The organism is Caballeronia concitans (genome assembly GCF_001544615.1).
GTDB classification, from domain to species: Bacteria; Pseudomonadota; Gammaproteobacteria; order Burkholderiales; family Burkholderiaceae; genus Caballeronia; species Caballeronia concitans.
Window position 1 is genome coordinate 565,992 of the sequence record NZ_FCNV02000002.1, and the last position, 13,443, is coordinate 579,434.

The following is a 13,443-nucleotide window of genomic DNA, read 5'->3' on the forward strand; positions in this document are numbered from 1 at the left end:
TCGCGCGTTCGGGGACGACCAGGAGCCATGCACGGCACCTGGATCAAGCGATGAACATTACCCACCTGCGTGTAACGTACCCACCCCGAACCGGATGCGCTTGAAAGAGCACTGCATCGGAAAGCATGTCGTTGTTATTCGAGACGCGCGACGCGTGCGCCGTAATACTCCGACGATCCTTGAACGGGTTCTTACGAGGCTCCGCGCCTAAATACCCACAGGCCTGAATCCACCGGGGTGCCGTAGCTCGGAGGGCCGGCACACTAGGATCGTGGGCCGATCACCAACAGGCCAGCCTAAGTCGCCGGTGAGACAAGCGCCGCCGATGTGCCTGTAACCGTGTGATTACGGAACATGGCGAACGATTTCCATCCATCTCTTCGACGTTGAATTCGAGACAGTCTGCACCTGAATCAACGGCGCGGAGTTTCGGCCGCACTGCGGCGCACAGGTACCGTTAATCTCGATGCGTGAGGTTGCTGTTTCACCGACGGACCCAACTATGCCCGAGTTGTGCAACCTGGCGAAGACTGCAGCCGCAATGAGCTGTTCGCGATCTGCCGAATTTCTTAGCGTCTAGCAAGGTCAAAGACGGTCGCTTCAGCGAAGTACGCATGGAAGCTTTGGCCGGTGACAACAGCCCGTCTGCATGACAGACTCAACTCTCCCGAAACAGCAGGGGCGGTGCCCGTGGAACATCCATGGCTATAATAGAAAAGAAAAAAACTTCAGAGAATCAATGACCTGTGTCTGATTTCTCGCGTTGTTTCACGTATGACGACCAGATCGGCAAGGTTTTCGGTCGCACACGCTAGTGGAATTGGCTCTCGCCGACACCGGGCCGGCAAACAAACACGATTCGTATCGATTGATACGAAAGCCGTACGTTGCCTTTTGCGTCGACATAGATCCTCGGACGGCTTCCGAGTACCCCCGGCGTAACCGATGCGCCAAGCGTCAGGCCCGCCGCTTCTGCAAGTCGCGATACGGCTCGCCTGCCTTCAACTGGTCCAGCCTTGCACTGGCAATAGTCAGCGCCGCGAGGCTTGCCCGTCGTAGTTGATGATCGTAAAGCGATACGATTGCAGCCAACTGCTCCAGGTCGTTCGCGTCGACGGTCCAGACTCTAGAACGATCGCCACGAGCGAAGGTGTTGGCCATCGTTGCGTCTGCGTCGCGCAACGCTTCGTCGGGAAAGCACCCATGCCCGGCCTCGGCGAGGAATCTCGCGAGAAGCATGACTTCGGTGATGTGCTGCGCGGGTCCGATGTCGGGCGAGCCGGCGCGCAGCGCTTCGAGTGACAAATGCGCCTGAAGAGCCAGGTTATCGGCCACGGCACGTGGGATGGGAAGAAGTTGTGCTTTGCTCAGGCGCTTCTGCGTCGCTTGAGGCGAACGTGCGAAAGGAAGGGCGTTTGACATATGTCGATCGTTGGTTGACCTTTCATGGTTAACGATCGCGGCGGCGAAAACCTGAAGGGTCGACTGCCATCTCGCGCAAACTGCACGAGGAACGCGCGGCGCAGCTCCCGATGTGTGCGAAGCGCGCGCCGCAATAACCATATTCGAAACCTTCGTCCCCGATTCATCGCGACAGCACCGCGCTTCACCGGAGCGTCGCTTACCATTCGGTGCTCGCAACTTGCCGCCAGCGAACCGCAGCGGAGCGCCGCAGGGCGTTGCCGCCCTCAATAGAAACGCGTTGGCAAACTGTGAAGGTTTGGACTGGTCACCGACATCGCGCTGAAAGAGAATGGAATGACGTCGCGTTATCTACTGGTGCCGATCGACGCGACTCATTGTTCTACCAAAACTGATTATGCAACTAACAGAGATTCCTGCGCGCGGAAGTCGTCCACGAATGCGATTGCACGATTGAGCCACGCAACGAGAGAAACTGTCGCCGCAGTGACGCTACCAGCGTCGACAACGAAAACACACCATTGCATCGATCTGCGAAGCGCGTGCCCCTCGTTTCCGTATCGAAACATGGCCAGGGGAGAAGTAATCCAGGCCGAACTAAGGTGACTCACGGGAAGCATGGCGACGATGCGGTCGATTTCAACATCCGCACAACCGCCGTCACCGGCAACTAGCGTCGAAGACCGCGACCTCCCGCGCTTGCGGACAAGCACACCAACAGGCGCCAAAGGAGCATCCGCAGCACCGCTGCGAACACTCCCGTTCCTTGCCACATGAAAAGCAGAAGGCATCAAAACAAAGTGCAAAGCCTTATGAAACCCCCACCGCCTCCCCCACCAACCCAAAGAACCGCCCCGCATGCTCCGAATTCAACCACCGTACGACCACAGTCAATCGCGACGAAGGCTCGATCCACATAAACGAACTGCCCGCCCCGACGCCAAAATAGCTGGATGCCGGCACATCAGGAAACATCTTCCGCCCCGTATTGAGCCACACGAGATAGCCATAGAAGGAAGCAAGCGAGCAGGGCGTCCGCATGCGCCCGATCCACTCCCTCGACAACACCCGCCGTCCCCCGACGACTCCCTCATCGACCAGCATCTGCGCGATCTTCAACTGATCGTTGGCGCTGATCGACATGCCGCCGCCCCAGTGCGTGCCGCCCGGCACGGACTGCATGCGCTTCCCGTCGATCACGACCCACGCGTGGTCATACCCCGCCCAGTTCCAGTCGTCGCTCAGCCCGCAAGGACGCGCGATCGCCTCGCGAAAAACCTCCGGCAGCGGCTTGCGAAACAGATGCAGCAACGCAAGCGATAGCTGATTGATCCGCACATCGTTGTATTCCCAATACGTGCCGGGCGTTTGCAGCGGCCGCAGATCACCCTTCTTGCCGTTGGGTGGATCGCCGAACGTCACCGCGCGATAGTGATCCGCCTGATCCGAAAGCCCGAAGCACTCGCCCTGCCATTCGCTCGTCTGCTGCAGCAAGTGCGCCCACGTGATCGGCGCGTTATGCGGATCGTCGAAGCCGATGCCCGGCACACGCTCGCGCACGGGCTCGTCAGGATCGGGCAACAGGCCGCGATCGTGCGCCACGCCCGCCAGCAACGCGAGATACGTCTTCGCGATGCTGAAGGTCAGATCCGCGCGATCCGGTTCGCCCCACGTCGCCAGCACGCGACCATCGAGCGCGATCGCACCGGACACCGGCCCGCGATCGTGCACCGGCCCGAGCAGCCGGTTCCACGGCGGCGGATCGTTGACATGCACGCCCCAGTTCCCGTGAACTTGACGATCCCACGTCGATTCATGCTCGATTGAAAACTGAATCGCGCGTTGCAATGCTTCATTCATGAGAGGGCTTCCTGACTGGATTCGAAATTCAACGCACGTCGAGCCGCTTGCGCGCCCAAACGAGCGTGAACAGGCTCACGACCGCGGCGATCATCAGATACAGCCCCGGCGCGAGATTGTTGTGCGTCACGGCGATGAGCGATGCCACCGCCAGCGGCGTGAAGCCGCCGAACACCGTCGTGCCGATGTTGTAGCCGAACGCCATGCCCGTCGTGCGCGTGGCGGTCGGAAAGAGTTCGGACATGAGCGCGGGAATCGGCGCGAAATACGTCGCCTTGAGCAGCGCGACCCAGATGACCGCGGCGAGCAGCGTCGGCAGCGACGGATGCGCGTTCATGAACATGAACGCCGGATAGACCGTGAGGAAGAAAATTACCCCGGTCACGAGCATGATGCGCGTGCGCCCGTACTTGTCCGACAGATGGCCGACCACCGGCACGAGCACCATCATGATGAAGCCCGCCGTCAGCGTCGCGATGAAGCCGGACGACGGCGCAAGCCCCAACTGACGCGCCGCGTACGTCGGCATATAGAGCAGCATGTAGTTCGCGGTCGTCGTGAGGACGAGCGATCCGATCGACACCAGCAGCCGCTCCTTCTGCGTTGCGAGCAGTTCGCGCACGGGCGACGCGACCTTCTCCGCTTGCTCGAACTCGGGCGTCTCGTCCATGCGTCGGCGAATATACAAACCGATCGGACCGATCAGGACACCGAACAAAAATGGAATACGCCATCCCCAGCCTTCGAGTTGCGCGGGCGTCAGCGTGCTGGTCAGCACCGCGCCGAACAGCGACGCAAGCAGCGTGCTCGCGCCCTGGCTCGAGAACTGCCAGCTCGACATGAAGCCTCGGCGTTCCGGCGCATGTTCGACGAGAAACGCCGTCGAGCTGCCGAACTCGCCGCCCGCCGAAAACCCCTGCATGAGCCGCGACACGAAGATGAGCACGGGCGCGGCGAGTCCGATGGTCGCGTACGAAGGCATCAACGCGACCATCGCGGTGCCGACCGTCATCATCGCGATGGACAGCGTGAGCGACGCCTTGCGCCCATGACGATCGCTATACGAGCCGAGCACGAGTGCGCCAACCGGCCGCGCAAGATAGGAGAGCGCGAACGTGCCGAGCGTGAGCAGCAGCGAGACGGTGTGATCGTGCGTCGGAAAAAACAGCTTCGACAACGTGCCCGCGAAGTAGCCGTACACGACGAGATCGTAGAACTCGAGCGCGTTGCCGACCGACGTCGCGACGATCAGCCGGGCGATCTTCTTCTGCGTGGCCTGCTCCTGCGGCCGCGCGGAAAGGGTGACGGATTCAGTGCTCATCGCGAACGGCCTCCGGTCGTCTTGCGCGGAAGATGGCGCGCGGGGTTGCCGTCGCCGGCGTCGCCTTCACGCGCGCCGAGATCCCAGAACAGGCCCGCCATGATGCGCAAGCCTTCGCTCGCCACCGAGCCGAGCAGATGCTCGTCCGGCGCGTGCTGCGAGCAGCCGGGATAGGAATGCGGCACCCAGAGCGTCGGCATGCCGAGGACATCTGCGAACACGTCGTTCGGCAGCGTGCCGCCGAGATTCGGCAGCAGCACGGGCCGCGCGCCGGTCGTCTGCTCGAGCGATCGCAGCGCCCACTGCACCCACGGATTGTCCGGATCGACGCGCGTGGCCGGCATGCCGCGCTCGACTTCGACATCGACCATTGGGAAGCCGTGTGCATCGAGATGACGACGCACGATCTGCTGCAGATTCTTCCAGTTGGTGCCGACGACGAACCGCATCTGCATGTGCGCGTACGCGCTCGGCGGGATCGCGTTGACGGGCTTCTCCGGATTGCCGGTGCGAAACGCCAGCACTTCGACGTTATTCCAGCCGAACACGCGCTGCGTCGGCGTGAGGCCGGGTTCGCCATAATCGGCATCGACGTCCGGCTCGCCCGGATTGCCGCCCACGGTGATGTCCGCGAGCGCGCGCACGACCGCATCCGGAATCGCGGGCGGGCGCAGTCCTTCGACCAGGATCTTGCCGTTCGCATCGACCATCGTTGCAATCGCGTTCGCGAGCACGATCCCCGGATTGCGCAGCAAGCCGCCCCAGTTGCCCGAGTGATGCGCGCCGTCGCGCAACTTGACGTCGAGCCTGAAATTAATGACGCCGCGCGAGCCCAGGAACATCGTCGGGCGATCGGCGGCGAGGCGCGGGCCGTCGGATGCGATCAGGACGTCGGCGGCGAGTTCGTCGCGTAATTGCTCGCAGACGGCGAAGAGGCCCGGCGATCCGACTTCCTCGCCGGTTTCGATCAAGAGCTTCAGGTTGAAGCCGAGCTTGCCGTCGCGCGCGTCGAGCACGGCTTTCAGTGCGGCGAGATTGATGCTGTGCTGGCCCTTGTTGTCGGCGGTGCCGCGTCCATACCAGCGGTCGCCGTCGACCGTCACGCGCCACGGCGAAAGGCCTTCGGACCATTGCGCGTCGTAGCCGCGCACCACGTCGCCGTGACCGTAGCTGAGCACGGTCGGCAGGTCGTCGCCTTCATGGCGATGCGCGACTAGAAACGGCCCCACGCCCGCGACCGGATTCGCGACGATGCGGCAGTTGAAGCCCCAGGCGTTGAGCGTCGGCGTGAGCTCCTCGTTCAGATAGGCGGCGAGGCGTTCGCCGCTGTCGGCCTCCTGGCTTTCGGTGCGATACGCAACGCGCCGCTGCAGGTCATCGAGGAACGCGCCGGAATCGTAATGGCGCGTGGCGAGTTGAATGGCGGTGTCGCGGGTCACATCGTTCTCCGTCTGATTCGAACAGGGCAGCTAGTGCCGCCGACGAATCATGCTGACGTGGACGATATTTCTGGACAATTACAATATTTTTCAGGAACCTTTGCCGTTTCGGCAAAGCGCGCATCGGCGAAAAGACCTCATGGATCAGACGGCGTTACGGTATTTCCTCGAAGTGGCCCGCAGCGGTTCGCTCAGCAAGGCGTCGGAGCGGCTCTTCGTGGCGGTGTCGGCGCTGAGCCGGCAGATCGCGAAGATCGAAGAGCAAATGGGTACGCCGCTTTTCGAGCGCCGTCCGCGCGGCATGGTGCTGACCGAAGCGGGGCGCTTGCTCGCGAATCACGCGCGGCGCAGCCAGCTGGAGGAAGAGCGCATCATCGACGAAATTCAGGGCTTGAGCGCGGGCGGCCGCGCGACCATTCGCATCGCGGCATCCGAGGGCGTCGCGCCGGATTTCTTGCCGCAGGCGTTCGCGCATTTCCTGAAGACGCATCCGCGCGCGCATTTTCAGCTCGATGTCTCCGCGCCGTCCATCGCGACCCAGCGCGTGCGCGACGGCACGCACGACATCGCCGTGTGTTTCAGCATGGCGCCAGAAGAGAACGTTCAGGTGCAGTACGCGCAGCGCGCACCCGTCTATGCGCTGATGCGGCGCGGGCATCCGCTCGCGTCGCGCGAAGCGGTGTCGCTGACGGATCTTCACGCGTGGCCGCTCGCGATGCACAACCAGGGCGGCACGCTCCGCCAGCTATTCGATATTGCGTGCAGCCTCGAAGGCCTCGTCTTCGAGCCGGCGTTCGTCAGCAACTATCACACGGCGATGCAGAGCTTCGTCCGCCTCACCGACGCCGTCACGCTCACGGGCTATCTCACCGTGCGCAGCCGCCTCGAATCGGATGGACTCGCGGCCGTGCCCATCACCAATCCCGAGTTGCATCAACGCACGCTGCAAATTCAGACGATGGCCGGGCGCACCTTGCCGCAGGCGGTCATCGCGTTCGTCGAACTGCTGAAGCGGGCGATCGAGGAGCCGGAAGTCATCGATTGAAGGCGCGCGCGGATACCGATGCCTTCGCGTCCGCGGTCAAGGTGACGATCTCCGGTTCTTGCTATTTGCTTCGGACCACGAATCAATAGCTACGCATTCACGATGTGCCGCAGGACAGTCGATGATTTTGGCCGATACGGCGGAATGTGCGCGTTCTCGTGCCGAGCGTCGACGCCACCATGCAATCCCCATTCCTCAAACCGGAAACGCCGTCGTTGACAAAATCTCCCGCAACACGACAAACGTGCGTATCTGCCGCACACCAGGCAAATAAAGCAGCTTCTCCGCATGCAGCCGATTGAAGCTGTCGCTATCGCGCGTGCGGATCAGCATGAAGAAATCGAATTCGCCGGTGACGACGTGACATTCCATGCAGCCCGGCACTTTCTGCGCCGCCTTCTCGAACGCGGTGAACGACTCGGGCGTCGACCGGTCGAGCACCACGCCGATCAGCACGAGCATGCCCGCATCGAGTGCTTTCGGATTGAGCAGCGCGACGGTCGCGCGTATGAGACCCGCTTCGCGCAGCCGCTCGACGCGCCGCAGGCACGCGGGCGGACTCAGATTGACCTTGGCCGCGAGCGCGACGTTGGAGATGGATGCATCGCGTTGAAGCTGGCGGAGAATCGCGCGGTCGACGCGGTCCGTCTGATGCGGCTCTTGCGAAAGCGAGGCTTTTTTCATTGCGTGAACATGGCTCAAAACGAAACGAATCGACGGGAGTAGCGAAAATGCACTCACAACGTTAGGCCGATCGCATTTTTTTCGCAACCCGGCGGATCGCGACTTTCCCTACGATTGACCACGAGGCGTCGCGCACATACGCGCGGCTGCCATGACTCAATCACGAGGATGTCGATCATGAATCTGCAACGTTTTCCCCGCTATCAGCTCACCTTCGGGCCGACGCCCATCCAGCCGCTCAAGCGTTTGAGCGCGCATCTCGGCGGCAAGGTCGATCTGTATGCCAAGCGCGAGGACTGCAACAGCGGCCTCGCGTTCGGGGGCAACAAGACGCGCAAGCTCGAATATCTGATTCCCGAAGCGCTCGAACAGGGCTGCGATACGCTCGTCTCCATCGGCGGCATTCAGTCGAATCAGACGCGGCAAGTCGCGGCGGTAGCGGCCCATCTCGGCATGAAATGCGTGCTCGTGCAGGAAAACTGGGTCAATTACTCGGATGCCGTGTACGACCGCGTCGGCAATATTCAGCTTTCGCGGATGATGGGCGCGGACGTGCGGCTCGTCGCCGATGGCTTCGATATCGGCATCCGCAAAAGCTGGCAGGACGCGATGGACAGCGTGCGCGAAGCGGGCGGCAAGCCGTTCCCGATTCCCGCCGGATGCTCGGAGCATCCGCTGGGCGGCTTAGGCTTCGTCGGTTTCGCGGAGGAAGTGCGCCAGCAGGAAACGGAACTCGGCTTCAAGTTCGATTACATCGTCGTGTGCTCGGTGACGGGCAGCACGCAGGCGGGCATGGTCGTCGGATTCGCCGCCGATGGCCGCGCGCGACGCGTCATCGGCATCGATGCGTCGGCCAAGCCGCAGCAGACGCACGAGCAGATCACGCGCATCGCGAAGCACACGGCGGCGCTCGTCGACCTGGGACAGGACATCACGCGCGACGACGTGATTCTCGACACGCGCTTCGGCGGCCCCGAATACGGCCTGCCGAACGATGGCACGCTCGAAGCCATCCGCCTTTGCGCGCGGCTCGAAGGCGTGCTCACCGATCCCGTCTACGAAGGTAAATCCATGGACGGCATGATCCAGATGGTGCGCAACGGCGAGTTCCCCGAGGGATCGAAGGTCTTGTACGCGCATCTCGGCGGCGTGCCCGCGCTGAACGCCTATAGCTTCCTCTTTCGCAACGGCTGACGCTTTACCTCCCGCGTAATCGACGCAACGCGCGGCCAGGCCGAAGATTCCCGTACGCGACATACACAAAGGGAGCTTTGAAATGACCGCATACGCGATTGGCCATCTTCACGAAGTCGAGATGTGCGCGGATATCGTCGAGTATCTGGAGCGTATCGACGATACGCTCGCGCCTTTCGACGGCCGCTTCATCATCCACGGCGGACGCTGCGACGTGCGCGAGGGCGAGTGGAAGGGCGATCTGATCGTGACCGCCTTCCCGGATCTTTCGCGCGCCCGCGACTGGTACGCGTCGGACGCGTATCGGCGCATTCTGCCGCTGCGCACGCGCCATGCGAGCGGCGCGGTGTTCTTTATCGATGGCGTCGATGCCGCCCACAAAGCCACCGACATCCTCCGTTAGCGAGCCTTCGGCGGCGACGGGCTAAACTTGCGGTTTCCCGCAGTTTTCAGCAGCTTTCGGCCTCGCGCATGCGAAAACGCGCGTGTGCGCGCGCAATCGCTCAACTTGTCTTATGACCGGGCATGGTTGATACTCGAAAGTTGCACCCAACCCGTACGTCGACTTAACGGTTTCGCTAATGAGCACAATTCTTGAAAGCCTTCCGACTGGGCAAAAAGTCGGTATCGCATTCTCAGGTGGCCTCGACACCAGCGCCGCGCTGCACTGGATGCGCCTGAAGGGCGCGGTGCCTTACGCCTACACGGCCAACCTCGGCCAGCCCGACGAAGACGACTACGACTCCATTCCCCGCCGCGCGAAGCAATACGGTGCAGAAGGCGCGCGCCTGATCGACTGCCGTGCGCAGCTCGTCGCGGAAGGCATCGCCGCGCTGCAATGCGGCGCGTTCCATATTTCGACGGCCGGCGTCACGTACTTCAACACCACGCCGCTCGGTCGCGCCGTCACGGGCACCATGCTCGTCGCCGCGATGAAGGAAGACGGCGTCAACATCTGGGGCGACGGCAGCACGTACAAGGGCAACGACATCGAGCGCTTCTACCGCTACGGTCTGCTCGTGAATCCGGACCTCAAGATCTACAAGCCGTGGCTCGACCAGCAGTTCATCGACGAACTCGGCGGCCGCGCGGAAATGTCGGAGTTCATGCGCCAGTCGGGCTTCGAATACAAGATGTCCGCCGAAAAAGCGTATTCGACCGATTCGAACCTGCTCGGCGCGACGCACGAAGCGAAGGATCTGGAAAGCCTGGAATCGGGCATCCGCATCGTGAATCCGATCATGGGCGTCGCGTTCTGGCGCGACGACGTGAAGGTCGATCGCGAAGAAGTGACCATCCGCTTCGAAGAAGGCCGCCCGGTTGCGCTGAACGGCAAGACGTTCACGGACACGGTCGAACTGCTGCTCGAAGCGAACCGCATCGGCGGGCGTCATGGTCTCGGCATGAGCGATCAGATCGAGAACCGCATCATCGAGGCGAAGAGCCGCGGCATCTATGAGGCGCCGGGACTCGCGCTGCTGCACATCGCGTATGAACGGCTCGTCACGGGCATTCATAACGAAGACACCATCGAGCAGTATCGCGAAAACGGGCGACGCCTCGGCCGTCTGCTGTATCAGGGCCGCTGGTTCGACTCGCAGGCCATCATGCTGCGCGAAACCGCGCAACGCTGGGTCGCGCGCGCGATCACGGGCGAAGTCACGCTCGAGCTGCGTCGCGGCAACGACTACTCCATTCTCAGCACGAAGTCGCCGAATCTGACGTATCAGCCGGAGCGCCTGTCGATGGAGAAGGTGGCGTCGACGTTCTCGCCGCGCGATCGTATCGGCCAGTTGACGATGCGCAATCTCGACATCACCGACACGCGCGACAAGCTGCGCATCTACGCGCAAGTCGGTCTGCTGACGCCGGGCGAGGCGTCGGCGCTGCCGCAAATCAAGGGCGACAGCGAGTAACGCTCGCATCCCGCTTGCCGGACGGGCGCGCCGCGTTCTGCGGGGCCGCGCCCATCCGCGTATCCTGTGCGTCTTGCAACCGATTCCAGGGAGCCGCACTTGACTCGACTGACCATTGCGCTCATCGGCGCGGGAAGCATGGGATCGGCAATCGGCAGGATGCTCGGCGCGTCCGGCGCGCGCGTGCTCACCACGCTCGAAGGCCGCAGCGCTGCGAGCGCCGCCCGCGCGCGCGAAGCGGGCATGGAAGACGCGGGCCTCGCCGATCTCGCCGCATCCGACTTCGTTCTCTCCATCGTGCCGCCCGCCGTGGCCGCCGAAACCGCCGAACGTCTCGCGCCCGCGCTAAACAAAGCGTCCAGCAAGGCTGTTTATATCGACTGCAACGCGGTCAGCCCGCAAACCGTCGCAACGATCGCGCGGACCGTCGATGCCACCGGCGCGGCTTTCGTCGATGGCGGGATCATCGGCGCGCCTTCATCGCCAAAATTTTATTTCTCGGGACCGCATGCGGCGCGTGCGAACGTGCTCGGCGATGCCGGCCTCGCCGTGCGTCTGCTCGACGGACCCATCGGCGCAGCGTCGGCGCTGAAGATGTCGTACGCGGGCATCACGAAAGGGCTGACGGCGCTCGGCTCGGCCATGTCGCTCGCGGCCATGCGCAACGGCGCGGGCGACGCGCTGCTCGCCGAGCTTGCCGAAAGCCAGCCGCAACTCGCCGCCTGGCTCGCGGGCAACGTGCCGCGCATGCCGCCGAAGGCGTATCGCTGGGTGGCGGAGATGGAAGAGATCGCCGCCTTCATCGGCGAGGACTTCGTGGAACATCGCATCTACGAAGGCGCGGCGGGCCTGTACGCGCGGCTCGCCCACGACAAAGCCGCCACCGATGCGCTCGGCCGCTTCTTCACCGAACGCGGCGGATGACCGCGAAGCGTGCGGTCGTACGATTTACTGCGTATCCTTTAACGATGTTGCACGCTTAGCGCACAGCCTTTCTCATCGAAGTGAAATTCGCGGCTGGCGATCACGCCGGCCCGGCCATCTTTCTAGCAAGAGGTGCTCAATGACCGCAGGAACGTATCAGAACACGCGTCTTTACATTAACGGCGAGTGGTGCGACGCAGAGGGCGGCGCGACGATCGACGTGCTGAATCCGGCGACCGGCGAGAAAATCGGCACGGTCGCGCGGGCCAGCATCGGCGATCTCGACCGGGCGCTCGCCGCCGCGAAAGCCGGCTTCGCCACGTGGCGCCGGATGACCGCGCTGGAACGCGCGTCGCTGATGCGCAAGGCGGCCGCCATCGTGCGCGAACGCGCCGATTCCATCGCCCGCCTGATGACGCAGGAGCAGGGCAAGCCGCTCGTCGAAGCGCGCATCGAGGTGAACTCGGCGGCGGACATCATCGAATGGTTCGCGGACGAAGGGCGTCGCGTGTACGGCCGTATCGTGCCGCCGCGCAACGTGAACGCGCAGCAGACGGTGGTGAAGGAGCCGGTCGGGCCGGTCGCCGCGTTCACGCCGTGGAATTTCCCGGTGAATCAGGTCGTGCGCAAGCTTTCGGCTGCGTTGACCACGGGCTGCTCGTTTATCGTGAAGGCGCCGGAAGAAACGCCGGCATCGCCTGCCGAGCTGATCCGCGCGTTCGCCGACGCGGGCGTGCCGAACGGCGTGCTCGGTCTCGTGTTCGGCGATCCGCCCGAAATCTCGAAGTATCTGATTTCGCATCCGGTTATCCGCAAGGTGACGTTCACGGGTTCGACGGCCGTCGGCAAGCAACTGGCCGCGCTCGCCGGCCAGCACATGAAGCGCGCGACGATGGAACTGGGCGGCCACGCGCCGGTGATCGTCGCGGAAGATGCGGACGTCGAGCTTGCCGTGAAGGCGGCGGGCGCGGCCAAGTTCCGCAACGCGGGGCAGGTCTGCATTTCGCCGACGCGCTTTCTCGTTCACAACAGCGTGCGCGACGACTTCGCGAAGGCGCTGGTCAAGCACGCGGAAGGGCTGTCGGTCGGCGACGGCCTTGCCGAAGGCACGACGCTCGGGCCGCTCGCGAACGCACGCCGCATCACCGCGATGACGAGCGTGATCGAAAACGCGCGCAAGTCGGGCGCGACGGTCGCGACGGGCGGCGAGCGCATCGGCAGCGCGGGCAATTTCTTCGCGCCGACGGTGCTCACCGACGTGCCGCTCGAAGCCGACGTGTTCAACAACGAGCCGTTCGGCCCGGTCGCGGCCATTCGCGGCTTCGACTCGCTGGAAGACGCGATCAAGGAAGCGAATCGTCTGCCGTACGGTCTCGCGGGTTACGCGTTCACGCGTTCGTTCAAGAACGTGCATCTGCTGACGAACCAGCTCGAAGTGGGCATGCTGTGGATCAACCAGCCCGCGACGCCGTGGCCGGAAATGCCGTTCGGCGGCGTGAAGGATTCGGGCTATGGCTCCGAAGGCGGACCCGAAGCACTCGAGCCGTATCTCGTGACGAAGTCGGTCACGGTGATGGCGGTCTGATTCCGCCGAGCCGATGACGAGCGCCCGCGCGGTGGACACATCGCGCGGGCGTT

At 63.3% G+C, this 13,443-nt stretch carries 11 protein-coding genes; 6 read left to right on the forward strand and 5 right to left on the reverse strand.

The window, feature by feature from the left end; translation table 11 throughout:
- Positions 1-957 precede the first annotated feature (957 nt).
- From AWB72_RS08710 to AWB72_RS08725, 4 genes are all read right to left on the reverse strand, one after another.
- Positions 958-1,422, reverse strand: coding sequence for a hypothetical protein (locus AWB72_RS08710; protein ID WP_040050715.1), 465 nt, complete (start codon positions 1,420-1,422; stop codon positions 958-960).
- A gap of 810 nt (positions 1,423-2,232) precedes the next feature.
- Positions 2,233-3,282, reverse strand: a complete 1,050-nt coding sequence (locus tag AWB72_RS08715) for a serine hydrolase domain-containing protein (RefSeq protein ID WP_040050716.1) — start codon at positions 3,280-3,282, stop codon at positions 2,233-2,235.
- A gap of 28 nt (positions 3,283-3,310) precedes the next feature.
- Complete coding sequence (locus AWB72_RS08720) at positions 3,311-4,603, reverse strand: MFS transporter (RefSeq protein WP_040050717.1); 1,293 nt, start codon at positions 4,601-4,603, stop codon at positions 3,311-3,313.
- Positions 4,600-6,042 carry a M20 family metallopeptidase gene (locus tag AWB72_RS08725; RefSeq protein WP_040050718.1) on the reverse strand — a complete coding sequence of 481 codons (1,443 nt, stop codon included), beginning with the start codon at positions 6,040-6,042 and terminating at the stop codon, positions 4,600-4,602. Before AWB72_RS08725 ends, AWB72_RS08720 begins: the two co-directional genes overlap by 4 nt.
- Positions 6,043-6,181: 139 nt before the next feature.
- Between AWB72_RS08725 and AWB72_RS08730 the strand changes: the two genes are divergently transcribed.
- Positions 6,182-7,087 (forward strand): LysR family transcriptional regulator, encoded by a 906-nt coding sequence (locus AWB72_RS08730; protein ID WP_040050857.1) that lies wholly within the window; start codon positions 6,182-6,184, stop codon positions 7,085-7,087.
- A gap of 195 nt (positions 7,088-7,282) precedes the next feature.
- On the opposite strand, the gene AWB72_RS08735 is transcribed toward AWB72_RS08730, so the two are convergent.
- On the reverse strand, positions 7,283-7,771 hold the full coding sequence (locus AWB72_RS08735; protein WP_040050719.1) for an Lrp/AsnC family transcriptional regulator: 489 nt from the start codon (positions 7,769-7,771) through the stop codon (positions 7,283-7,285).
- A 177-nt stretch (positions 7,772-7,948) separates the two neighbouring features.
- On the opposite strand from AWB72_RS08735, the gene AWB72_RS08740 reads away from it, so the two are divergent.
- The 5 genes from AWB72_RS08740 (at position 7,949) to AWB72_RS08760 (ending at position 13,390) form a co-directional block, all read left to right on the forward strand.
- Positions 7,949-8,965, forward strand: a complete 1,017-nt coding sequence (locus tag AWB72_RS08740) for a 1-aminocyclopropane-1-carboxylate deaminase (RefSeq protein ID WP_040050858.1) — start codon at positions 7,949-7,951, stop codon at positions 8,963-8,965.
- Positions 8,966-9,047: 82 nt separating this feature from the next.
- A complete protein-coding gene (locus AWB72_RS08745) occupies positions 9,048-9,368 on the forward strand; it encodes a DUF1330 domain-containing protein (protein WP_040050720.1) in 321 nt (106 codons plus the stop codon).
- A 178-nt stretch (positions 9,369-9,546) separates the two neighbouring features.
- On the forward strand, positions 9,547-10,881 hold the full coding sequence (argG, locus tag AWB72_RS08750; RefSeq protein ID WP_040050721.1) for an argininosuccinate synthase: 1,335 nt from the start codon (positions 9,547-9,549) through the stop codon (positions 10,879-10,881).
- A gap of 99 nt (positions 10,882-10,980) precedes the next feature.
- Positions 10,981-11,805 (forward strand): NAD(P)-dependent oxidoreductase, encoded by an 825-nt coding sequence (locus tag AWB72_RS08755; RefSeq protein WP_244285564.1) that lies wholly within the window; start codon positions 10,981-10,983, stop codon positions 11,803-11,805.
- Between the two features lie 139 nt (positions 11,806-11,944).
- Positions 11,945-13,390, forward strand: coding sequence for an NAD-dependent succinate-semialdehyde dehydrogenase (locus AWB72_RS08760; protein ID WP_040050722.1), 1,446 nt, complete (start codon positions 11,945-11,947; stop codon positions 13,388-13,390).
- Positions 13,391-13,443: the final 53 nt, after the last annotated feature.

Bases quoted from the DNA above. Each gene is read 5' to 3' on its own strand.
- AWB72_RS08740 (WP_040050858.1), top strand. From the start codon at position 7,949: ATGAATCTGCAACGTTTTCCCCGCTATCAGCTCACCTTCGGGCCGACG.
- AWB72_RS08745 (WP_040050720.1), top strand. From the start codon at position 9,048: ATGACCGCATACGCGATTGGCCATCTTCACGAAGTCGAGATGTGCGCG.
- AWB72_RS08710 (WP_040050715.1), bottom strand. From the start codon at position 1,422: ATGTCAAACGCCCTTCCTTTCGCACGTTCGCCTCAAGCGACGCAGAAG.
- AWB72_RS08760 (WP_040050722.1), top strand. From the start codon at position 11,945: ATGACCGCAGGAACGTATCAGAACACGCGTCTTTACATTAACGGCGAG.
- AWB72_RS08715 (WP_040050716.1), bottom strand. From the start codon at position 3,282: ATGAATGAAGCATTGCAACGCGCGATTCAGTTTTCAATCGAGCATGAA.
- argG (WP_040050721.1), top strand. From the start codon at position 9,547: ATGAGCACAATTCTTGAAAGCCTTCCGACTGGGCAAAAAGTCGGTATC.
- AWB72_RS08735 (WP_040050719.1), bottom strand. From the start codon at position 7,771: ATGAAAAAAGCCTCGCTTTCGCAAGAGCCGCATCAGACGGACCGCGTC.
- AWB72_RS08730 (WP_040050857.1), top strand. From the start codon at position 6,182: ATGGATCAGACGGCGTTACGGTATTTCCTCGAAGTGGCCCGCAGCGGT.
- AWB72_RS08720 (WP_040050717.1), bottom strand. From the start codon at position 4,603: ATGAGCACTGAATCCGTCACCCTTTCCGCGCGGCCGCAGGAGCAGGCC.